Origin of the sequence: Zavarzinia marina (genome assembly GCF_021568905.1) — a bacterium.
GTDB classification, from domain to species: Bacteria; Pseudomonadota; Alphaproteobacteria; order Zavarziniales; family Zavarziniaceae; genus Zavarzinia; species Zavarzinia marina.
Genome location: NZ_JAKGSB010000003.1, coordinates 92,077 through 112,243, shown reverse-complemented (window position 1 = coordinate 112,243; position 20,167 = coordinate 92,077). Strand labels below are relative to the sequence as shown.

Genomic DNA, 20,167 nt, shown 5'->3' with positions numbered 1-20,167 from the left:
AAATCTGCCCGGCTCCGACGGAAACAGCCATGCCCGACGATCTCGCCCCGCCCCAGCCCACCGATGTTGCCGCCCTCGCCCGGCGCCTCGCCGACCTGCGCGCGGCGGAGCCGGCGCTTCGTGCCCGCGAGGCCGCCGCCCGCCTCGGCATCAGCGAGGGGGAACTGGTCGCGCTGGGCTGCGGCACGGCCGCGACGGTCCGCCTGGCCCCACGCTTCACGGCGATCGTCGCCCGGCTGCCCGAACTGGGCGAGGTCATGGCCCTGACCCGGAACGAATCCTGCGTCCACGAGAAGGTCGGGCGCTACGACAAGCTCTCCCTCGAAGGCCATATCGGCCTCGTGCTCGATCCCGACATCGACCTGCGCATCTTTTTCGGCCATTGGGCCATGGGTTTCGCCCTTCGCGAAGACACCAAGGACGGCATCCGCCGCAGCCTGCAATTCTTCGACAAGGACGGCACGGCGGTTCACAAGGTCTATCTGCGGGCCGGCAGCGACATTGCCGCCTTCGACCGCCTCGTCGCTGATTTCACCGCCGACGGCCAGGGCCCGGAACAGCCGGTCTTCGCCGTCGCGCCGAAGCCGGCGGAACGCCCCGATGCGGCGATCGACGTCGGCGGCTTCGCCGCCGCCTGGCGCGCCCTGGAGGATACCCACGAGTTCTTCGCCCTGCTGCGCCGTTTCGACGTCCGCCGCGAACAGGCGCTGCGCCTGATCGGCGACGAATTCTGCCGCCCGCTCGACAGGGCCGCCATCCGCCCCTTGCTGGAAACCGCATCGGGCGAGGCCCTGCCGATCATGATCTTCGTCGGCAGTGCAGGCGTGATCCAGATCCACACCGGCCCCGTCGCCAACATCGTCGAGATGGGGCCCTGGATCAACGTGATGGACCCGGGCTTCAACCTGCATCTGCGTCTGGACCGGATCGCCAGCAGTTACGTGGTGAAGAAGCCCACGCGCGACGGCACCGTCACCTCGGTCGAACTGTTCGACGCCGAGGGCGATCTGATCGCCATGCTGTTCGGCAAGCGCAAGCCCGGCGAGATCGAACTGGACGCCTGGCGCCATCTGGTCGACGGCCTGCCGGGCCGGGCGTGATGCCGCGCCGCCTTCTCGCCGCCGCCCTCATCCTCTCCGCCCTCGCCGCGCCGGCGATGGCCGAGCCGGGCCGCATCGTCTCCCTCGACGGCTCGGCGACGGAAATTCTCTACCGTCTCGGCAAGGAGACGGATCTGGTCGCGACCGATCTGACCAGCACCTATCCGCCGGCGGTCTTCGCCCTGCCCAAGGTCGGCTATGTCCGCGCCCTGACGGCGGAAGGCGTCATCGCCTTCTCGCCCGATCTGATCATCGCGCCGCCGGACGCCGGTCCCGCCAATGCGATCGCGCAGATCGAGAGCGCGGGCATTCCCATCCGCACCCTGCCCGACGATCCCCGCCCCGACGGCATCGCCGAGAAGATCCGCGCCGTCGCCGCCCTGGTCGATGCCGAGGCGGCGGGGGATGCCCTGGCCGCCGAGGTTACCGCCGCCTTCGCCGAAACCTTCGCCACCGTCGGCCGGGCGACCAGCCGGCCCCGCGTGCTCTTCCTCCTCGACCTCGGCAAGGGCGCGCCGCTCGCCGGCGGCGACAGGACCTCGGCCGACGCCATGATCGCCATGGCCGGCGGCATCAACGCCGTGTCGGGCGTCACCGGCTTTCGCCCCGTCAGCACCGAGGCGATCGTCGCCGCCGCCCCCGACTATATCGTACTGATGGATCACGTCGCCGAGCGCCTGGGCGGCCCCGCCGCGATCGCCGCCCTCGCCCCCCTGGATCAGACCCCGGCGGGCCGGAACGGCGACATCGTGGTGATGGACGGGCTGTTTCTTCTCGGCTTCGGGCCGCGCACCCCGGCGGCGGTGCTGGAACTCGCCCGCCACATCCATCCCGAACTGGCCGCCCCATGACCGTGGGCACGGTCGCGGCGCCGGGGCAGGACGTGAGTGCCCGGCGCCGCCTGCGCGGCCTGGTGCTGGGCCTGCTGGGACTGGCCGTCGGCGGTGCCGCCATCGCCGGCCTCGGCCTCGGCCCGGTGCCGATTCCGCCCGGCGAGATTCTGGCCATGCTGTTCGGCCAGGCCCCGGCGGATCCCACCCATGGCGCCGTGCTCTTCGCCATCCGCCTGCCGCGCGTGATTCTGGGCATTCTGGTCGGGGCCGGCCTCGCGGTCGCGGGCGCCGCCTTCCAGGGCCTGTTCCGCAACCCGCTGGCCGATCCCGGGATCATCGGCGTCTCGTCGGGCGGCACGCTGGGCGCCGTCGGCTTCATCGTGCTCGGCCCCGCGCTGGGCCTCGATTTCGCCGGTATCCATGCCCTGCCGCTGGCCGCTTTCGCCGGGGCCCTGGGCGCGACCCTTCTCGTCGCCCGGATCGCGGCGCTGGCCGGCGGCTCGACCGCCGCCCTGCTGCTCGCCGGGATCGCCATCGCGGCACTCGCCGCCGCCGGCACCGGCCTTCTCGTCTTCGTCGGCGACGACCAGCAATTGCGCGCCCTGGTGTTCTGGACCATGGGCAGCCTGTCGGCGGCGCCGATCGACGGCATCCTCTGGGGCCTGCCGGCCCTGCTGGCGCCCCTCGTCGCCCTGCCCTGGCTGGCGCGCGCGCTCGACGCCATGCTGCTCGGCGAGCGCGAGGCCCATCACCTCGGGCTCGACGTCGTGCGCCTGAAGCGGATCGTCGTCGTCGCCACCAGCATCGGCGTCGGCGCGGCGGTGGCGCTTGCCGGGGTGATCGGCTTCATCGGCCTGATGGCGCCCCATCTCGCCCGCCTCGCGCTCGGGCCCGGGCATCGCCTGCTGCTGCCGGCGGCGGCGCTGATCGGCGCCTTCCTGATGCTGCTGGCCGATATCACCGCCCGCCTCGCCGTTGCCCCGGCCGAACTGCCGGTCGGCATCGTCACCGGCTGTATCGGCGGGCCCTTCTTCCTCTGGCTTCTGGTGCATCGCCGTGCTGGCCGCGCGTGAGCTGTCGTTGATCCTGCCGTCGGGCCGGCGCATTCTCGACCGTGCCTCACTCTCGGTCGCACCCGGGCAACTGACCGCCGTGATCGGCCCGAACGGCGCCGGCAAGTCCAGCCTGCTGCGCCTGCTGGCGGGCGAGGCGCGGCCGGCGGAAGGCCGCGCCGACCTGGACGAGACGCCGCTTGCCCGCCTGCGGGGGCGGGAGCGGGCGCGACGCATCGCCGTCCTGCCCCAGAGCACCCATCTCGATTTCGCCTTCAGGGTCTCGGAAGTCGTGGGCCTGGGCCGTCTGCCCCATGGCGACGACGAGACGCGGGGACGCGGCCGGGCCGTGGTCGCCGCCGCCCTGGCGCAGGTGGATCTCGCCGATTACGGCGACAGGCTCTACACCACGCTCTCCGGCGGCGAACAGCAGCGGGTGCAGCTCGCGCGCTGCCTCGCCCAGCTCGACCTCCTGGCCGGGGAACGGCCGGACCGGGCGCGCTATCTGTTGCTCGACGAACCGACCGCCAGCCTCGATCCGGCGCATCAGCTGGCCGTCATGACGCTGGCCCGCGATCTTTCGCGGCGCGGCCTCGGCGTGCTGGCGGTGCTGCACGACCTCGGCCTCGCGGCGTCGGTCTGCGATCGTCTGGTGGTGATGGCGGGCGGGCGCATCGTCGCCGACGGGCCGCCGGGCGCGACCCTCGATCGCGGCCTGATCGCCGCTGTCTATGGCATCGACGCGGAAGTGATCGCCAATCCGGTCGGCGGCGGGGTTCTGATCGCGCCCCGCGCCGCCCGTTGCCCCTGATCGGCCGTCGACCGGATCCGCCTAGAGCGCCTGCATGCGCGAGGCCGCCGGTTGCGGCGCGCGCCGGTCGAGAGCGGCGGCGATCAATTGCCGCATGCTGGAGAACGGCATGTCGTCGCCGACGACCCCGAAGACGCGGCGCGGCCCCTTTCGCTCGACCGTGGAAAGCGCCGGCTCGTTCAGCATGATCACCTTGGCCCGGGACCCGAGCCTGGCGACGCCGTCGATCACCCGCGCCGGCGCCCAGCCGCGCAGCCCGCCGTCGACCACGATGACGTCCGGCCGGCCATGAAGCACGCAGCGCATGCCCGAGTACCCGTCATAGGCGCCTTCGACTTCGAAGCCCCAAGACGAGATATAATGGAGAAGCACGGAACGGCGGTCGGCGTCGCCATCGATCACCAGGACCTTCGGCTTTTCTTCCATTTCGTCCATATTGATAGACACATTTACCTCGCGGCAACTTAAGTGACCCAATGCCATCCGCGTGCGCTTTCCCAATATGGTTAATTTTTTCATGATTCTTATTATCCATAGTCGACAACCCGGATATGTCTGGTCAATCGTCAAAACAACCATCATGTAACCGTTTTGGGTGCAGGCAACGCGGAACCCGAGGCCATCGCCGAGTGCTCCTGAACCGAGCGCGATGAGAATTGTCGGTCCTGCCCTGCGACAGCTTAAGAGCAGAGCTGAGCACATGGACAGCGGTGCCATGCTGACGCGAGCCAATGGCAGCTCGGCGCCTTTGCGGCTCATGCGCAGGCCGAGGTGCGGGCCGACAGGCTAGACCGCCGCGACATGGCAGTTGTGATCAACGCCTTGCGGGGTTGGGAAGACAATGGGGTATGGCGGCCTGCATAGGCTGATGTCTCCAGCCGTACCCTATACGCAGCCCTGCCCAACGGCGGGGCTGTTGCTTTGAGGGACCGTCGTCATCCGCTACCCTCGAATATCGTTGATAGGAGGGGACGAGAATGGGCGCGCTGGGTGGCATACCGCTTCTATTGAGAGCGGCGCAGGTAATTGCGAACAAGGCCCATGCGGAAGCTTCCGCAATTGTGGAGCAAATGGACAGAGAGGGTGGGCAGACCGTCTTCGTCAACAGATTGCGGACGGTCACTGTCGAGATCGAGGTTGCCGCCGTGGGCATATTTTCACTTTTTGAATCGCGGATGCAGCAGCACATTCCGCAAGGATCGTTCTTTGGCCAACTCAAGCAACGACTGAATGCTGCCGGCCGGAACAATCTCGCGGAGCGACTTCACTCTTACTATCTTGCCGTAAACGTGCTGAAGCACGGGCAAGGCGACAGCTACAATCAACTGCTGAACATCCCCAACCTCCCGTTCGAGGTGAAGCGGCCCGGTGACAGTTTTTTCGATGAGGGAGACATAAGCGAGCCTGAAGGGCTTGTTAACGTTACCTCACAGGGCTTCTTTGGAGGGTTAATCGATACGTTGGAAGAGGTGCGATTTTTCCTCGAACCCGCCTAGTAGGCCGCAGGCGATTGCAATGAGGAATCGGGCCGGCGCCCCTACCCCGCTTACGGTACGCTTAACGGCCTAGCTCGACCTGGCCAACGGCCAAAAGACCGTTTCCTAACCCATCGATTTAAAAAGGAAGGATTGGCGCGCCCGAAGAGATTCGAACTCCTGACCCTCAGATTCGTAGTCTGATGCTCTATCCAGCTGAGCTACGGGCGCGCTGTCCTGATGCGGCGGGGCCGCTTCGGAGGCCGGGAACCTAACCGAAGGGGTTCGGGCTTGCAACAGGGAAATGCGAAAAACATGGCTGGCCGGCGGCGGCGGCGGACGCGCGCCACGGGGGCCCCGGCGCCGCCTTGGGGCGGCTGGGGCGCGATCGGGGCGCCACCGAAGCGCGACCGATATGCAACGGACTGAATTCTTTGGCTTTGTCCGCTTGTGGCCTTTCCCCGCTGTGGCTAGTATCGCCCTGGCTTAAGGGGACGACTAGGTGCGGATCGGCTGGGCGAGGCAGACGTCGTTAGGCGCGTCACAGGGCTCGTGCGCCCCGCCCCATAATGACGAGTGAAACGGGATGGCTTTCGCGACCGATCGTGCTTTCGAAACCGCCACGGCACCCGTGGACGGCAGAACGGCTTCAACCGGGCGCGGTCGCGTCCTTCCCGTCACCCTTCTGATCCTGGCGGTTTCCGGGCTCGGCGGCTGCAGCTGGCTCTCCTCTCCGCCGTCGCGGAGCTATGAAGAGGCGTCGGGCGGCAGCGGCGGCGTCTTCAGCGGCTTCAACGTCGGCTCCACCGGTACCGTGGTCGGCCGCAAGGTCGAGCAGTTGCGCGGCGACCTGCAACGCCTGAACGCCAATGTCGAAGCCCAGCGCACCAACTTCGATTCGCTGATCGCCCAGACCGTGCGCTCGTCCGAGGCTTATCACGGCGTGGTCGCCGCCATCCAGGCGCGCCTCCAGCTCGGCACCACGCCGGGCAACCCGCTTCTCGTGCAGCAGTGGAACCAGGCCCAGCGCGAGCTCGATTCGGTCACCGGCAACGTCACCGCCCTCGGCCAGCTCGCCAATGCGGTCGCCTCGTCCTCGACCTCCGCCGCCTATCTGCTCGAATCGACCCAGGCCGCCCTCGGCCTCTCCGGCGGTATCGATCAGGACCGGGTCGCCCTCAACATGATCGAGGACGATACGGCGCGCCTCGTCGTCCGCATCGACCGCCTGCTGACCGCCCTTTCGGACCAGATCTCGCGCCAGACCGTCTATGTCGCCGGCGAGCGCGGCAATCTGACCACCATGGCGCTGGCGATCAAGAACGGCGAACTCTACGGCGATTCGATCGCGACCCGGACCTTCACCCCGAGCCGCGTCTCGGCGACGCCGACCTATTATCAGGACGCACCGGCCTATCGCCCCGGCGCCTCGGCCAGCGCGATCCTGGACGAACGCCGCCCGCTGGTGGTGATCCGCTTCGACAATCCGAACGTCGCCTATCAGCAGGCGCTCTACAACGCCGTCTCCAAGGTGCTGGAACAGCGCCCGCAGACCGGCTTCGACCTGATCGCGGTCACGCCGTCGGGCGGTACCGCCGCCGAGGTCGCCCTGAACCAGACCAAGTCGAAGCAGAACGCCCAGGGCGTGCTGCGCACCCTGACCGACATGGGCCTGCCGTCCGACCGGGTCTCGGTCGCCGCGACCACCAGCGGCGAAGCCTCGGTGCCGGAAGTCCGCCTCTATATCCGCTGATCGTTTCGGCCTATAGGGCCCAGCGCTCGCGATAGCTCGGCACGCCGCCGAGACTCTCCGCTTCATAGACGCCGCGCGCCACGGCGCGGGCCAGACAATCGGCCGCCAGATGGCCGAGACGGGCGATGGCGAGCGCCGGCGGGCCGTCGAGCGGCACCGCCCCGGTCGAGACGGCGAAGACCGTATCGCCGTCGAACGGCGTGTGGCTCGGGCGCAGGGCCCGGGCCAGGCCGTCCTGCGCCATCATGGCGAAGCGTTTCGCCTGGGCCTTGGTCAGTGCGACATTGGTCGCCACCACGGCGATCGTGGTATGGCCGCCCATGACGATCTTGCCATCCGCCGGCAGGTCGTAGGCGGGCGGGCGCGCCGCCTCTTCCGGGCCCGGCTTGCGGCCGCCGAATTCGCCCTGCCATTCGAGGGCATGGGACCAGAACACCGGGCTTTCCGGCATCAGGGCACTGCCGACCGCATTGTCCGCGACCAGGGCGCCGACCTCGATCCCGTCGACCACCACGGAGGCGGAGCCGAGCCCGCCCTTCAGGCGGCCGCAGATCGCGCCGAAGCCGGCGCCCGCATTGCCCAGCGCGAAATCGCCACCGGCCTTCGCCAGCGCCGCCATGCCGAGCCGGCGATAGGGCGGCTCCACGCCCCAGGCCTTGTCGCCGCCATTGCCGAGATCGAAGAGAATGGCGGAGGGCACCACGGGCACCGCCATGGGCGCGCCGCCGATGGCGATGCCGGTGCCGGCCGCCGAAAGCGCCGCCGTCACCCCGTCCGCCGCCCCGAGCCCGAAGACGGAACCGCCGGACAGCACCAGGGCATGGAAACTCTCGAGGAAATTGGCGGGATCGAGACTGTCCGTCTCGCGCGTGCCGGGGGCGCCGCCGCGCTGATCGACGGCCATGACCGCCGGCCGGTCGGGCAGCAGCACGGTGCAGCCGCTGCGCACCGCCGCATCCTCGGCATTGCCGACCCGCAGCCCGGCGACGTCGGTGATCAGATTGCGCCGACCCGGGGCAGGAAGGCCCGGCACGGGATGGCCCGTCACGAGAAGCCCAGGCGCTCCGCCACTTCGAGGGCGAGGGCGCGGATCTCTTCCGCCGCCGTGCTGCGCGACTGCGCCTCGGTCACGCCGACGCCGTCGAGCAGGCTGGCGGCGAAGGCGGTGCGATTGCCGAGACGGGCCATGGCGACCGGATAGCCGGCCTTGGCGATTTCCTTCATCACCTGTTCGTTCAGATTGCCGCGTGGCGCCACCCGGTTCAGCACCAGCATGAAGGCGACCTTGCTGGAGGCGGCGAGATCGAGCGTCGGCTTGGTCGCCCACATGTCCATGGGCGAAAGCTGGAGCGGGACGAGCATCAGGTCGGCGGCGCGGATCGCGGTCTTCGCCGTGCTTTCGGTATGGGGCGGACTGTCGACCACGACGATGTCGGCCTCGCGCTTCGCCCGATCGATCTCCGGGCCCGCCTTCCAGCCCGGCGCCGCCTTCACGGTCATCGGCACGTCGCCGACGCCGAAGGCGGCACGGACCCGGACCCATGCCGCCAGACTCTGCTGCGGGTCGGTGTCGACCACCACCACCCTGTGGCCCTTTTCGGCCAGGGCCACCGCCAGATGGGCGGCCACGGTGGTCTTGCCGGCACCACCCTTCTGCTGCGCGACCGTTACAACCTTCGCCATGCCGTGCCCCCGATTCGCCGCTTTGTCTCCTGGTTGCAATGCAGAATAGGACGCGTTCCCGGGAGAATGAAGCGAAACAGGCGAATCGGAGGCCTTTGCACGCGATCAGACGAAATCGAAGTCGCCCGCCGTGATCGTGAAGGGCGCGGCGCCGTGGATTTCGATCACGCTGCTCGGGTCCGCGATCAGGGTCAGGGTCACCACATCGGTGCCGTTGCCGGTGATCGCGAAATCCGCGATGTCGTCGGCCACGGCCGACCTGACCTGCAGCGTATCGATGCCGTCCTGCCAGTCCGCGATCGTGTCGTGGCCGAAATTGCGTGTCGCGAACAGGAAGCGGTCCTCGTGACCGCCGCCGATCAGGATGTCGTTGCCGGCATCGCCGCGCAGGGTGTCGCGGTTGTTGCCGCCCGACAGTTCGTCGTCGCCGTCGCCGCCCAGCAGGATGTCGTTCTCGCCGCCACCGAACAGGCGATCGTCGCCGGCGCCGCCGCGCAGGGTGTCCTGGTCCGCCAGGCCGAAGAGACGGTCGTTGCCGGCGCCGCCGTCGAGCGTGTCCCGCCCGCCGCCGCCCTCGATCTTGTCGACGGCGTCGCCGCCGATCAGCAGGTTGGCGCCGGCATCGCCGCGCAGGTTGTTGGCGCCGGTGCGCGAGCCGATCAGATTCTCGACGTCGATGAACGTGTCGCCGGCCGCGTCGCCGGTCCCGGCCAGGCTGCCGTCGAGGGCGACGGTGACACCGGCGGAGTCGGCATAGGAGGCCGTGTCCACGCCCTCGTCGCCATTGAGCGTATCGGCCCCTTCGCCGCCGACCAGCGTATCGTCGCCGCCGGCGCCCACCAGCGTGTCGTCACCGGCGCCGCCCACCAGCAGATCGTCGCCGTCCGCACCTTCGAAGGAATCGTCGCCGGCGCCGCCGCGCATCTCGTCGGCGAAATTGGAACCACGGACGACCTCGATCGAGGAAAAGCTGTCGCCGGCGGCAAAGCCGGTGTTGGCAGCCGGATTGCCGAAATCGATGAGCACGCCCTGATCGGCCAGCGCGTAGGAGACGGCATCGAAGCCGAGCCCGCCCGAGAAGCTCTCCTTGCCGCTGCCGGCGAGGAAGAGGTCGTTGCCGGCCAGCCCCTCGAAGCTCAGGTTCTGGTCGTTGCCGATGAAGATGTCGATGTTGTTCGAGCCCCGGAAGATCTCGATCGAATCGAAAGTGTCGCCCTGGGCGTCGCCGCCGTTGAGGCCGGGAGCATGGAGATCGAGGATCACGCTGCGGGTCGAATTCTCGTAGGACGCCACGTCGGTGCCGGAGCCGCCGCGCAGCGTGTCGCCACCGGCGCCGCCGATCAGCACGTCGTCGCCCGAATTGCCCTCCAGCACGTCGGCGCGATCGCCGCCGACCAGGATGTCGTCGCCGCCGCCGCCCTGCAGCATCATGGACTGGTCCCGCAGGCCCCGGATCTCGTCGTTCGAGGCCGAGCCGACGACGACTTCGATCGAAGTGAAGGTGTCGCCGGCGGCATCGCCCCGGCCGAAGCCGGGATCGTTCATGTCGACGGCGACCGGCCCGGTCGCGGTCTCGTAGGAGGCGAAGTCGGTACCCTCGCCGCCGTCCATGGCATCCGCGCCGGCGCCGCCGATCAGCACGTCGTTGCCGGCGTCGCCGAACAGCGTGTCGTTCCAGCCGCCGCCGTCGATCACGTCGTTGCCGTCGCCGCCGTGGACGACATCGTCGCCCCAGCGCCCGAAGATCTTGTCGTCGCCGGCGCCGCCGTCGAAGGTGTTGGCGTCGTCGTTGCCGCCCATGAAGTCGCCGAAGTCCGAGCCGACGAAACGCTCGATCGAGGAGAATGTGTCGCCCGCGGCGTCGCCCCGGTTTACCGTCGGATCGACGAGATCGAGGGTGATGCCGCTCGACGCCGTCTCGTAGGACGCGGTATCGAAGCCGCTGCCGCCGATCAGCCTGTCGCCGCCGGCCCCGCCGATCAGCAGGTCGTCGCCGTTCAGGCCGCTGAGGTCGTTGGCGCCCTTGTTGCCGATCAGGATGTCGTCCCCGCCGGAGCCGATCAGGTTTTCGATCGAGAACAGCGTGTCGTTCCGCGCCTCGCCGGTGAAGCCGGCGCCGAGGGTGAGGTCGACGTGGACCGGCTTCACCGACAGGCGATAGGTCGCGGTGTCGATGCCGGCGCCGCCGTCGATGACGTCGCCGTTCTCGCCGCCCATCAGGATGTCGTCGCCGTCGCCGCCCTCTAGCGTGTCCTCGCCCGCGAGGCCGCGCAGGTCGTCGTCGCCGTCGAAGCCGCGCAGGCGGTTGACGCCGTCGTCGGCCAGGACGAAATCGTCGAAATCGGTGCCGTCGACGTTCTCGACCTCGAAGATGCGGTCGCTGACGCCGGTGGCGGAGGCACTGCCGCCGCTGCCGAAATCCTGCAGCACGACGCTGACCGCGCTGGTCAGGTCGCGGTAGCTGGCGGTGTCGGTGCCCGTGCCGCCTTCGAGCTGATTGGCGCCGAGGCCGCCGGCCAGGGTGTCGTCGCCGGCGAAGCCGCGCAGGGTGTCGTTGCCGTCGCGGCCCTCGAGGACATTGTCGATGGCGCGGCTGTCGCCCGAGATCAGGTCGTTGAAGGCCGAGCCGATGATGTTTTCGATGGAGGTCAGGCGGTCGCCCGCGGCGAAGCCGCCGGTGCCGGCCGAGCCGTCGGTCGAAATGGTGATCGCGGCGGTCGAGCCCTGATAGTCGGCGGTGTCCCGCCCGCTGCCGCCGTCGAGCCGGTCGGCGCCCTTATCGGTGCCGAGGAGATCGTCGCCGCCGAGACCCTTCAAGATATTGGCGCCGTCGCCGCCGAAGAGCCTGTCGTCGAATTTCGAGCCGGTCAGATTCTCGATGCTGATCAGGCGGTCGAGGAATTCGTCGGAATTGCCCGAGATCTGCCGCAGATCGGTGCTGCGGATGGAGACCGTCACGCCGCGCGGCGCGCTTTCGTAGGAGGCGGTGTCGTTGCCTTCGCCGCCATCGAGCGTGTCGGCGCCGCCCCGGCCCTCCAGAACGTCGTCGCCGCCGAAGCCGCGCACGATCTGAGCCGTATCGTCGCCATGGAATTCGTCGTCATGGTCGAAGGTCTTGCTCATCTCGAAGATTTCGACGCTGTCGTAGCTGACGTCGAAAAGGCTGTTGTTCGCGCTGTTGGTGAAGGCAAAGCCGGAGCGGCCCGCCTCCATGTCGACGAAGATGCCCTTCAGGCCCGCCGGGAAGAGGGGCTCGGAATCATTCGGCTCCGCGTCGCCGGTACCGCCGTCGAAGCGTACCGTGTCGGTGCCGGAGCCGCCGATGATGATTTCATTGCCGCTGTCGTCGAACAGGATGTCGTCGCCCGAGCCGCCGTCGAGCGTGTCGTTGCCCGCGCCGCCGTGCAGGATGTCGTCGTCGGCGTCGCCGAAGAGTTTGTCGTTGCCGCCGTCGCCGAAGATCACGTCGTCGCCGGAGCCGCCATGGAATTCGTCGTTGCCGCCGCTGCTCCAGTCGGCGAAGCCGTGGGTGGCGAAATTGAAGACGGTGCGGGCCGGGCCGCTGCTCCAGGCGCCGTCGGCGATGAAATCGTCGCCGCCGAGGCCGAAGATCCTGTCGCTGCCGCCGCGACCATAGATGTCGTCGGGCTTGCTGGTGACGCCATCGGCGCCGTCCAGCGTCTCGCCGGAAGTGGTACCACGAATGTCAGCCATATCGTCCCCCTGGGCCACCGGCCCCGTAACCCGCCCTGGGACCCCCTCGGCCCATTGAACGGGAAGACACCGATCACGCATCCCGGGGGCCTGTGGTGATGACTGCCGCGCCTTGGGCGACTCGCCACCGCAATCTCCGGGTGCCTGGATTTGATATCAGCAGGCAGGAGAAAGCACCTGTTCCCTGCGATACAGGACGGTGCCGGGGACTCCGGTTGACTTCGGCGCCAAGCCCTCGTATAGACCGGGGCTCGTTTTTCGGCGGCGGCGCCCTCCCGCGCGCCCCCTTGAGCAATGGAGTCATCCGGTGAAGCGGACCTATCAACCCAGCGCCATCGTGCGCAAGCGCCGCCATGGTTTTCGTGCGCGCATGTCGACCGTCGGCGGCCGTGTCGTGATCGCGCGCCGTCGCGCCAAGGGTCGCAAGCGTCTCTCGGCCTGACGGCGTGCCGGCCATGCAGGGGCCGGCCTCTGAGGATCAGCCGCAGCCGCAAGCCGGCCCCGCGCAAGGGACGGTGGCGCCGCTGCGGCTCGTTCGCCTGAAGACACGGCAGGAGTTCTTGGCGGTGGCAGGGGCAAGGCGAAAGTTCACGACCCCGGGCCTGATGCTGCAGGCCATGGCCCGCCCCGATTCCGATCCCGCCGCCGCCCGCGTCGGCTTCACGGCCTCGCGCAAGGTCGGCAATGCCGTCACCCGCAACAGGGCCAAGCGCCGGCTGCGCGCACTGGCGGCCGATGTCGTCGCCCGCCGGGCCCAGGGCGGCATCGACTATGTTCTCATCGCCCGCCAGGAAACAGCGACCCGGTCGTTCGCGCTGCTGCGCGAGGATCTGACGACCGCGCTCGGTCGTCTGCGGCTGCTGCGGGAGGCGCGGCCATGACCGCCTCGCTGTCCCGGCTTCTGGCGCGGATCCTCAGCCTGCCGGTCCTGGTCTGGCGCTATCTGATCTCGCCCGCCATGCCGCCGGCCTGCCGCTACATGCCGAGCTGTTCCGAATATGCCCTCGAGGCGCTGCGGGTCCACGGCCCGGTCCGGGGCAGCACCCTGACAGTGCGCCGGCTGTGCCGCTGCCATCCCTGGGGCGGTCACGGCTATGACCCGGTGCCGCCGCGCCGGTCCCCAGGCCATTCTCCCAGTCCCGCGTCGTCCAAGGGCGGCGGAGCCCCCCATCACGCCCACAGGTGCCGGTGATGTTCGAAAACCGCAATCTTCTTCTCGCACTCGGCCTTTCGCTCGTGATCATGCTGGGCTTCCAGTATTTCTCGGACGTCATCATGCCGCCGGCGCCCGCGCCCGAAACGGCGACAGCGACGTCGGGCACCCCGGCCGCCGCGCCCGCGACCCCCGCCACGCCGGCAGCGGCGCCCGCGCCCGGCAGCCCGGCGGCCCCCGCCGGCAACGGCGAGCTGGTCGGCCCCGACGTGCTGATGGAGCGCGCCGATGCGCTGGCGCTGTCGCCCCGGATCGCCATCGAGACCGGAAAGCTGCACGGCTCGATCGCGCTGCGCGGCGCGCGCATCGACGACGTCACCCTGCGCGACTACCGCGAGACCGTCGATCCCGACAGCCCTGAGATCAAGCTGCTCTCGCCGCTCGCCTCGCTCGCCCCCTATTTCGCCGATTTCGGCTGGTCGGCGCCGGCCGGCGCCACGGTGAAGCTGCCGGGGCCCGATACGCTCTGGACAGGTTCGGGCAAGCTGACCGAGACGACGCCCGTGACCCTGACCTGGGACAATGGCGAAGGCCTGATCTTCACCCGCGTCATCGGCCTCGACGCCAACTACATGTTCACGATCGAGGACCGGGTCGAGAACAGGACCGGCGGCGCCGTCGCCCTCTATCCCCGCGCCGACGTGGTGCGCATCGAGACGCCCGAGACCGAAGGCCTGTTCATCCTGCACGAAGGCCCGATCGGCGTCCTGAACGGCAAGGTCCAGGAACACGACTACAAGGACCTGCGCGAAGAGAACCCGCCCGCCACCAAATCGACCGGCGGCTGGATCGGCATCACCGACAAATACTGGCTGGCGGCCGTGATCCCGGCCCAGGATGCCGCCATCACCGGCACCTTCGACCACGTCCATTACGGCAATCGCGACCGCTATGAAGTGTCCTATGTCGGCGACGCGACCACGGTCGTGCCCGGCACCATCGGCGTCGCCACCCATCGGCTGTTCGCCGGCGCCAAGATCGTCGACCTGCTGCAGGCCTATCGCGACGATCTCGGCATCGCCATGTTCGAATATGCCGTCGATTTCGGCTGGTTCTTCTTCCTGACGAAGCCGATCTTCCTGATCCTCGACTTCCTCTACCGCATGGTCGGCAATTTCGGCGTCGCCATCCTGATCCTGACCCTGATCATCAAGGGCCTGTTCTACCCGCTGGCCAACAAATCCTACCGGGCGATGAACAAGATGAAGGACGTGCAGCCCGAGATGCAGCGCCTGCGCGAGCGTTTCGCCGACGACAAGGCGCGCCAGCAACAGGAACTGATGGCGCTCTACAAGCGCGAGAAGATCAACCCGCTGGCCGGCTGCCTGCCGATCCTGGTGCAGATCCCGGTGTTCTTCTCGCTCTACAAGGTGCTCTACGTCACCATCGAGATGCGCCATGCCCCCTTCTTCGGCTGGATCCAGGATCTTTCGGCGCCCGATCCGACCCATGTGCTGAATCTCTTCGGCGCGATCCCCTGGGATCCGCCGGGCTTCCTGGCGCTCGGCGTCTGGCCGATCCTCATGGGCATTTCCATGTGGATGCAGCAGAAGATGAATCCGGCGCCGCCCGATCCGGTGCAGCAGCGCATCTTCATGTTCCTGCCGATCGTCTTCACCTTCTTCCTGGCCAGCTTCCCGGCCGGCCTGGTGATCTACTGGACGTGGAACAACCTGCTGTCGATCGCCCAGCAATGGATGATCCGGCGCCAGACGCCGCCGATGATCACCGCCGCCGCGCCCGTCGAGGCGGGTGCCGCCAACGGCGACAAGGCGGGCAGGAAGGCCAAGGCCCCGACCCCCGGCCGCTCGGGCAATCCGACCGGCGGCCGCCCTCCGGGCAAGCGCTGACCGGACGGGCCCGAAAGCGCCCATCGTGAGCGACGCGCTCCGCGCCGAGGACGGCGCCCCGACCCCCGAGACGATCGAGGCGGGGCGCCTTCTCTTCGCCGGTGAATGCAAATTCACCTGGGCGGCGGCGAAACTTTCCGAACTGCCGCCGCCGGGCCTGCCCGAGGTCGCCTTCGCCGGGCGCTCCAACGTCGGCAAGTCGTCCCTGGTCAATGCGCTCACCGGGCGCAATACCCTGGCCCGCGTCTCCAACACCCCGGGGCGCACCCAGCAGCTCAACTTCTTCGATCTGGCCGGGCGCCTCGCCCTCGTCGACCTGCCGGGCTACGGTTTCGCCAAGGTCTCGAAGGACAAGGTGGCGCAATGGGTCTACCTGACCGAGACCTATCTGGCCGGCCGCCCCAACCTGCAGCGCGTCCTCGTCCTGATCGACAGCCGCCACGGGCCCAAGGCACCGGACCACGCCGCCATGACCCAGCTCGACAAGGCCGCGGTGTCGTTCCAGGTGGTGCTGACCAAGACCGACAAGCTGAAGCCGGCGGAACTCGACGCCATGATGAAGCGCGTGGCCGAGGAGATCCGCCCCCATGTCGCCGCGCATCCGGTGATCATGCCGACCTCGAGCGAGAGCGGCGCCGGCATTCCCGAATTGCGCGCCGCCCTCGCCGCCCTTGGCAAACCGCCCGTTTCGCGTTAAGCGAGGCCCGCCACCGCCCGTAAGGCCCGAGCAGGAAGAGGAAGTGATGAGCGACAAGCCCGAGATCAGCGCCGCCGAGCGCGCGGACCTGAAGCTGCGCACCCGCTGGCTGCACACGGCCGCCACCATCACCGAAGCCCTGCCCTACATGCGGCGCTATGCCGACCGCAGCTTCGTCGTCAAATACGGCGGTCACGCCATGGGCGACGACACGGCGGGCAAGGCCTTCGCGCGGGACATCGTCCTTCTGAAGCAGGTCGGCATCAATCCCATCGTGGTTCACGGCGGCGGGCCGCAGATCGGCAAGATGCTGGAACGCCTGGCGATCAAATCGTCCTTCATCGACGGGCTGCGGGTCACCGATCAGGCGGCGGTCGAAGTGGTCGAGATGGTCCTTGCCGGCTCCATCAACAAGCAGATCGTCGGCTCGATCAACGCGGCCGGCGGCAATGCCGTCGGCCTGTCGGGCAAGGACGGCCCGCTGATCCGCGCCCGCAAGCTGACCAAGACCAAGCGCGATCCCGACAGCAACATCGAGAAGGTGCTGGACTTCGGCTTCGTCGGCGAACCGGATTCGGTCGATCCGCGCATCCTCTATCTGTTCGAGCGTTCGGACTTCATTCCCGTGGTCGCGCCCATCGGCATCAGCGAGGACGGCCACACCTACAACATCAATGCCGACACGGCGGCCGGCGCCATCGCGTCCGCCATGCGCGCCTCGCGCTTCCTGCTGCTGACCGACGTCCCCGGCGTGCTCGACAAGGAAGGCAAGCTGATCGACCGCATGACGGCCGGCCAGGCCCGTGCCCTGATCGAGGACGGGACCATTCACGGCGGCATGATCCCCAAGGTCGAGACCTGCCTCGAAGCGGTCGAGAACGGGGTCGAGGCGGCGGTCATCCTGGACGGCCGCACACCCCACGCCCTGCTGCTGGAAACCTTCACCTCCCACGGCGCCGGCACCATGATCGAGCGCCAGGCCGACTGAGGCCCAGCGAATCCTCGCTCAGCGGTTGCCGTCGAGGGCGAAGAATTCGAGGTGCCAGGCCATTTCGTCGGGCGACAGCGGATAGGCGGTGCCGCCCCGCGCGTGCAGGATCGACGACTGCGGGATCAGGGCGAACTGGCGCTGGATCTTGACCGCGAGACGCATCGAAAGGCCGGCGCGCCAGATCAGCGCCACCACCGGCTTCGGCAGGCGCGAGCCCAGGATCTGGCGGACGGCGACGGGCCGCAGGCCGGCGCAGACCGAAAGGGCGGCGACGACATAATCGCGGCGCCCGCCGTCGACCGCGGCCTCGATCTCCGATTCCTCCAGCTCGCCCTTGCGGTATTGCGCCTGGATCGCGGCGACCAGGCTTTCGAATTCCTGCTGCGGATTCTCGTGGGCGCCGGCGGCGACGCGCTCGCGCACGCGGCGCGCCAGGGTGGCCGCCGTCTCTTCGTCCAGATCGTTCCGCGACATCAGCTGATCGACCAGCGACGACGCGACGAAGCCGGCGATGCGGCGGATCGCGCGCATGGACAATTCGGTCCGGAGCACGAGCGGCTGGTGCCAGGCGTCGACCGAGGCCGCGGCATCGATCACACGGTCGAGCACGTCGTCGCGCAGCGCCGCGCTCGGATTGGCGAGCAGCGCGGCGACGGCCGGAATGTCGAGGGTGGCGACGATCGCCTCCGACACCTTGTCCGGCAGGTTGCGGCGGCGCGAAATCGCGGCCAGCGCCCCTTCGACCCGGCAGGTGGCGATGATCTCGAGAAGGTCGTCGTCGTTCAGAAGGGGCGAATACTCGAGGATCGGCGCCGCCACGATCAGATCGAGATCGGCGGCGAGCTGCTGCACGACGCGCTTCGGCACGTTGCGGCTGGTCTTCAACTCGTCGGCCAGCACGCGGCGCACCGCCGGCAATTGGTCCCGCGCCAGGATGTCGATCAGTTCGATCACCCGGTCGCGCATCCGGCTCTGTTCCTCGGGCGGCAGGTCGGGCAGGAGGCGGGCGACCTTGCGCGCCAGGTCGCAGCGCACGTCCTCGCTCGGATCGGCGGTCAGGCGGCGGTCGGCCTGGTGGGGTGTGGAGACGTTCGAGGCGACGGCGCGGCGCACGTCCACATCCTCGTCGTCCGCGAGATAGAACAGGATTTCCGGGCGCGTGTCCTCGCGCGCGGCGAGCGTCCGGCGGTCCCGGGTCTGGCCCGATTCGAGCCGGTCGCGCTGCGCCTCATAGGGCAGGACCTCCATCGCGGCCTGCCGATTGCGTCCGAAAAGCCGCTTGAACATCAATCCTTCCCGGTGCGGGGCGCCAGTTCCGTGCGGTTGCGCCCGCCTTGCTTCGCGCGATAGAGCGCGGCATCCGCGCGCGCCATCAGATTGTCCAGATTCTCGCCGCTGCCGGTGCGGACCTCGGCGATGCCGATCGACATGCCGAGACCGAGCGACGGCATGTCCGGCCGGCGGTCGAGATCGTAGAGCACGCCGTGGAATGCGTCCGCCCGCGCGAAGGCCTGCTGGCCGTCGCAGCCCGGCAGCCAGAAGGCGAATTCGTCGCCGCCGAGGCGCGCCACCATCTCGTGCCGGCCGACCAGGCCGCGGAAGGCGGCGCCCATCAGGCTCAGCGCCTTGTCGCCCATGGCATGGCCGAAACGGTCGTTCACCGGCTTGAAGTCGTCGAGGTCGACGAGCAGCAGCACGCCGCCGGCGTCGCGGTCGGCCTGGCGCAGGCGGCCGGGCATTTCGTTGTCGAAGGCGCGGCGGTTCAGGATGCCGGTCAGGGCATCGATGCGGGACAGGCGTTCGAGCTGGCCGACGCGCTCGCGGATGCCGAGGACGAGGCCGAGCTGATCCGCCACGGCGCTGAGAATGCCCGCCTGGATGCCGGTCCACGGCAGATGGCGCGGCCGCAGCAGGACGATGGCGCCGACCGCCACGCCGCCCTCGACCGCCAGTGCGATCAGGGCCGACATGGCGCCCACGGCGCGGGTCTCGACCCGGCCGGCCACCTGGTCCTGGGCGGCGATGCGGGTCACCGCGTCGGAAACCTCGGCGCCGAGCGCGGCGCCCGCGTCGCCGAGCCCGAGGACGGCATTCATCCGCCTGTCGGCATCGCGCGCCATGACCAGGGCGCCCTGGGCGTGAAGCGAGGCGAGAGAGGCTTCGGCGGCGACACGGATCGCCCGCTCGGGCCCGCCGGCGCCACGCATGGCATCGACCACGGCCCCGCGCAGACGTTCGCGGTCGAGGGCCTGGGTCAGTGCCGTCTCGCGCGCGCGGACACCGGAAAGATCGCGCAGAAAGCCGCGCAGGCCGACGCAGCGGCCGAGATCGTCGAGCACCGGCCGGGCCGACATTTGCGTCACCACCCGGGTTCCATCCGCCCCCGCCAGCCAGACTTCGACGCCCGCGAGGGCGCGTTCGCCGATGAAGGGATCGCTCCGCCCTTCCAGCCAGTCGCCGTCGAGAAGGTCGACGGCGTAATGCCCGATCAGGGATGACGTCCGGTAGCCGAAGGCGACGTCGGGCGCGCAGAAGACGAAACGCCCCTCGCGGTCGGTCTCGAAGGCGAAGTCGGACAGGCAGTCCATGATGTCGGCGAGGCGCGCCGCCTGTTCGGCGAAACGGCCGATGCGCTGGCGCTCGCCCGTCAGATCCCGGGCGGTCAACAGGACGGCGGCGCCGATCGGGGTGGCGGCGACGTCGAAGACCTTGCCCGAGACCAGGACGATCTCGGCGCGATGGCCTTCGGTGCCGTTGCGGGTCTGGTCCAGGAGATCGATGAGTTCGCCGTGGCCGGCGCGCAGCGCCTCGATCAGGGGGCGGGCGGCGTCATTGGATTCGACGACCCGAATTCCCTGGCCGACGATCAGCGCGGGACCGGGGTGGCTTTCCACCAGACGGTCGAGTACCGCCGCGGCACTGGGGCGGCTGAACGGTACTTTTTCTTCCATGGCCTCACGCGACATTGCGGTGGATTCCGTCCCGGCGGTATTGA

Annotated in this window: 18 protein-coding genes and 1 tRNA gene; 12 read left to right on the top strand and 7 right to left on the bottom strand. The window is 69.0% G+C overall.

Annotated features, from left to right (window positions below; genetic code table 11):
- The first annotated feature begins 29 nt into the window (after positions 1-29).
- The 4 genes from L2U69_RS09420 to L2U69_RS09405 are packed head-to-tail and all read left to right on the top strand — an operon-like array spanning position 30 to position 3,796.
- The gene (locus tag L2U69_RS09420) at positions 30-1,100 is read left to right on the top strand and encodes a hemin-degrading factor (protein WP_236106555.1); all 1,071 of its coding nucleotides are present in this window, start codon (positions 30-32) and stop codon (positions 1,098-1,100) included.
- Positions 1,100-1,951: a heme/hemin ABC transporter substrate-binding protein gene (locus L2U69_RS09415; protein WP_236106554.1), complete on the top strand. Its 852-nt coding sequence runs from the start codon at positions 1,100-1,102 to the stop codon at positions 1,949-1,951. Before L2U69_RS09420 ends, L2U69_RS09415 begins: the two co-directional genes overlap by 1 nt.
- Positions 1,948-3,006 (top strand): FecCD family ABC transporter permease, encoded by a 1,059-nt coding sequence (locus L2U69_RS09410; RefSeq protein WP_236106553.1) that lies wholly within the window; start codon positions 1,948-1,950, stop codon positions 3,004-3,006. Before L2U69_RS09415 ends, L2U69_RS09410 begins: the two co-directional genes overlap by 4 nt.
- Positions 2,990-3,796 (top strand): heme ABC transporter ATP-binding protein, encoded by an 807-nt coding sequence (locus tag L2U69_RS09405; protein WP_236106552.1) that lies wholly within the window; start codon positions 2,990-2,992, stop codon positions 3,794-3,796. The genes L2U69_RS09410 and L2U69_RS09405 overlap by 17 nt, the downstream gene beginning before the upstream one ends.
- 21 nt (positions 3,797-3,817) lie before the next feature.
- Here L2U69_RS09405 and L2U69_RS09400 read toward each other — a convergent pair whose 3' ends face one another.
- Positions 3,818-4,243 carry a response regulator transcription factor gene (locus L2U69_RS09400; protein WP_236106551.1) on the bottom strand — a complete coding sequence of 142 codons (426 nt, stop codon included), beginning with the start codon at positions 4,241-4,243 and terminating at the stop codon, positions 3,818-3,820.
- A gap of 530 nt (positions 4,244-4,773) precedes the next feature.
- Here L2U69_RS09400 and L2U69_RS09395 point away from each other — a divergent pair.
- Complete coding sequence (locus L2U69_RS09395) at positions 4,774-5,292, top strand: hypothetical protein (RefSeq protein ID WP_236106550.1); 519 nt, start codon at positions 4,774-4,776, stop codon at positions 5,290-5,292.
- A 133-nt stretch (positions 5,293-5,425) separates the two neighbouring features.
- Here L2U69_RS09395 and L2U69_RS09390 read toward each other — a convergent pair.
- Positions 5,426-5,502, bottom strand: a tRNA-Arg gene (locus L2U69_RS09390).
- Between the two features lie 355 nt (positions 5,503-5,857).
- On the opposite strand from L2U69_RS09390, the gene L2U69_RS09385 reads away from it, so the two are divergent.
- A complete protein-coding gene (locus L2U69_RS09385; RefSeq protein ID WP_236106549.1) occupies positions 5,858-7,024 on the top strand; it encodes a hypothetical protein in 1,167 nt (388 codons plus the stop codon).
- Positions 7,025-7,034: 10 nt separating this feature from the next.
- Here L2U69_RS09385 and L2U69_RS09380 read toward each other — a convergent pair whose 3' ends face one another.
- From L2U69_RS09380 to L2U69_RS09370, 3 genes are all read right to left on the bottom strand, one after another.
- Positions 7,035-8,072 carry a P1 family peptidase gene (locus tag L2U69_RS09380; RefSeq protein WP_236106548.1) on the bottom strand — a complete coding sequence of 346 codons (1,038 nt, stop codon included), beginning with the start codon at positions 8,070-8,072 and terminating at the stop codon, positions 7,035-7,037.
- Positions 8,069-8,707, bottom strand: coding sequence for a ParA family partition ATPase (gene parA, locus L2U69_RS09375; protein WP_236106547.1), 639 nt, complete (start codon positions 8,705-8,707; stop codon positions 8,069-8,071). Before parA ends, L2U69_RS09380 begins: the two co-directional genes overlap by 4 nt.
- A gap of 105 nt (positions 8,708-8,812) precedes the next feature.
- A complete protein-coding gene (locus L2U69_RS09370; protein ID WP_236106546.1) occupies positions 8,813-12,421 on the bottom strand; it encodes a calcium-binding protein in 3,609 nt (1,202 codons plus the stop codon).
- A gap of 307 nt (positions 12,422-12,728) precedes the next feature.
- Here L2U69_RS09370 and rpmH point away from each other — a divergent pair, with 307 nt between their 5' ends.
- The 6 genes from rpmH to argB are packed head-to-tail and all read left to right on the top strand — an operon-like array spanning position 12,729 to position 17,169.
- Positions 12,729-12,863: a 50S ribosomal protein L34 gene (gene rpmH / locus L2U69_RS09365; RefSeq protein ID WP_236106545.1), complete on the top strand. Its 135-nt coding sequence runs from the start codon at positions 12,729-12,731 to the stop codon at positions 12,861-12,863.
- A 13-nt stretch (positions 12,864-12,876) separates the two neighbouring features.
- On the top strand, positions 12,877-13,302 hold the full coding sequence (gene rnpA, locus L2U69_RS09360; RefSeq protein ID WP_268967334.1) for a ribonuclease P protein component: 426 nt from the start codon (positions 12,877-12,879) through the stop codon (positions 13,300-13,302).
- Entirely contained in the window at positions 13,299-13,613 is a 315-nt protein-coding gene (gene yidD, locus L2U69_RS09355) for a membrane protein insertion efficiency factor YidD (protein ID WP_236106544.1), read from the top strand. Before rnpA ends, yidD begins: the two co-directional genes overlap by 4 nt.
- Positions 13,613-15,484, top strand: coding sequence for a membrane protein insertase YidC (yidC, locus tag L2U69_RS09350; RefSeq protein WP_236106543.1), 1,872 nt, complete (start codon positions 13,613-13,615; stop codon positions 15,482-15,484). Before yidD ends, yidC begins: the two co-directional genes overlap by 1 nt.
- A 22-nt stretch (positions 15,485-15,506) precedes the next feature.
- Entirely contained in the window at positions 15,507-16,181 is a 675-nt protein-coding gene (gene yihA, locus L2U69_RS09345; RefSeq protein WP_408065811.1) for a ribosome biogenesis GTP-binding protein YihA/YsxC, read from the top strand.
- A 46-nt stretch (positions 16,182-16,227) separates the two neighbouring features.
- Entirely contained in the window at positions 16,228-17,169 is a 942-nt protein-coding gene (gene argB / locus L2U69_RS09340; RefSeq protein WP_236106541.1) for an acetylglutamate kinase, read from the top strand.
- 18 nt (positions 17,170-17,187) lie between these two features.
- Here argB and L2U69_RS09335 read toward each other — a convergent pair whose 3' ends face one another.
- Both L2U69_RS09335 and L2U69_RS09330 read right to left on the bottom strand, forming a co-directional pair.
- Positions 17,188-18,459: a DUF2336 domain-containing protein gene (locus L2U69_RS09335; RefSeq protein ID WP_236106540.1), complete on the bottom strand. Its 1,272-nt coding sequence runs from the start codon at positions 18,457-18,459 to the stop codon at positions 17,188-17,190.
- Complete coding sequence (locus L2U69_RS09330; protein ID WP_236106539.1) at positions 18,459-20,138, bottom strand: sensor domain-containing diguanylate cyclase; 1,680 nt, start codon at positions 20,136-20,138, stop codon at positions 18,459-18,461. Before L2U69_RS09330 ends, L2U69_RS09335 begins: the two co-directional genes overlap by 1 nt.
- Between the last annotated feature and the right edge of the window lie 29 nt (positions 20,139-20,167).

Excerpts from the sequence above, each read along its gene's own strand:
- L2U69_RS09335 (WP_236106540.1), bottom strand. The coding sequence starts at position 18,459 with ATGTTCAAGCGGCTTTTCGGACGCAATCGGCAGGCCGCGATGGAGGTC.
- L2U69_RS09330 (WP_236106539.1), bottom strand. The coding sequence starts at position 20,138 with ATGTCGCGTGAGGCCATGGAAGAAAAAGTACCGTTCAGCCGCCCCAGT.
- parA (WP_236106547.1), bottom strand. The coding sequence starts at position 8,707 with ATGGCGAAGGTTGTAACGGTCGCGCAGCAGAAGGGTGGTGCCGGCAAG.
- L2U69_RS09420 (WP_236106555.1), top strand. The coding sequence starts at position 30 with ATGCCCGACGATCTCGCCCCGCCCCAGCCCACCGATGTTGCCGCCCTC.
- argB (WP_236106541.1), top strand. The coding sequence starts at position 16,228 with ATGAGCGACAAGCCCGAGATCAGCGCCGCCGAGCGCGCGGACCTGAAG.
- L2U69_RS09385 (WP_236106549.1), top strand. The coding sequence starts at position 5,858 with ATGGCTTTCGCGACCGATCGTGCTTTCGAAACCGCCACGGCACCCGTG.
- L2U69_RS09410 (WP_236106553.1), top strand. The coding sequence starts at position 1,948 with ATGACCGTGGGCACGGTCGCGGCGCCGGGGCAGGACGTGAGTGCCCGG.
- yidC (WP_236106543.1), top strand. The coding sequence starts at position 13,613 with ATGTTCGAAAACCGCAATCTTCTTCTCGCACTCGGCCTTTCGCTCGTG.
- rnpA (WP_268967334.1), top strand. The coding sequence starts at position 12,877 with ATGCAGGGGCCGGCCTCTGAGGATCAGCCGCAGCCGCAAGCCGGCCCC.
- L2U69_RS09415 (WP_236106554.1), top strand. The coding sequence starts at position 1,100 with ATGCCGCGCCGCCTTCTCGCCGCCGCCCTCATCCTCTCCGCCCTCGCC.
- L2U69_RS09370 (WP_236106546.1), bottom strand. The coding sequence starts at position 12,421 with ATGGCTGACATTCGTGGTACCACTTCCGGCGAGACGCTGGACGGCGCC.
- L2U69_RS09395 (WP_236106550.1), top strand. The coding sequence starts at position 4,774 with ATGGGCGCGCTGGGTGGCATACCGCTTCTATTGAGAGCGGCGCAGGTA.
- yidD (WP_236106544.1), top strand. The coding sequence starts at position 13,299 with ATGACCGCCTCGCTGTCCCGGCTTCTGGCGCGGATCCTCAGCCTGCCG.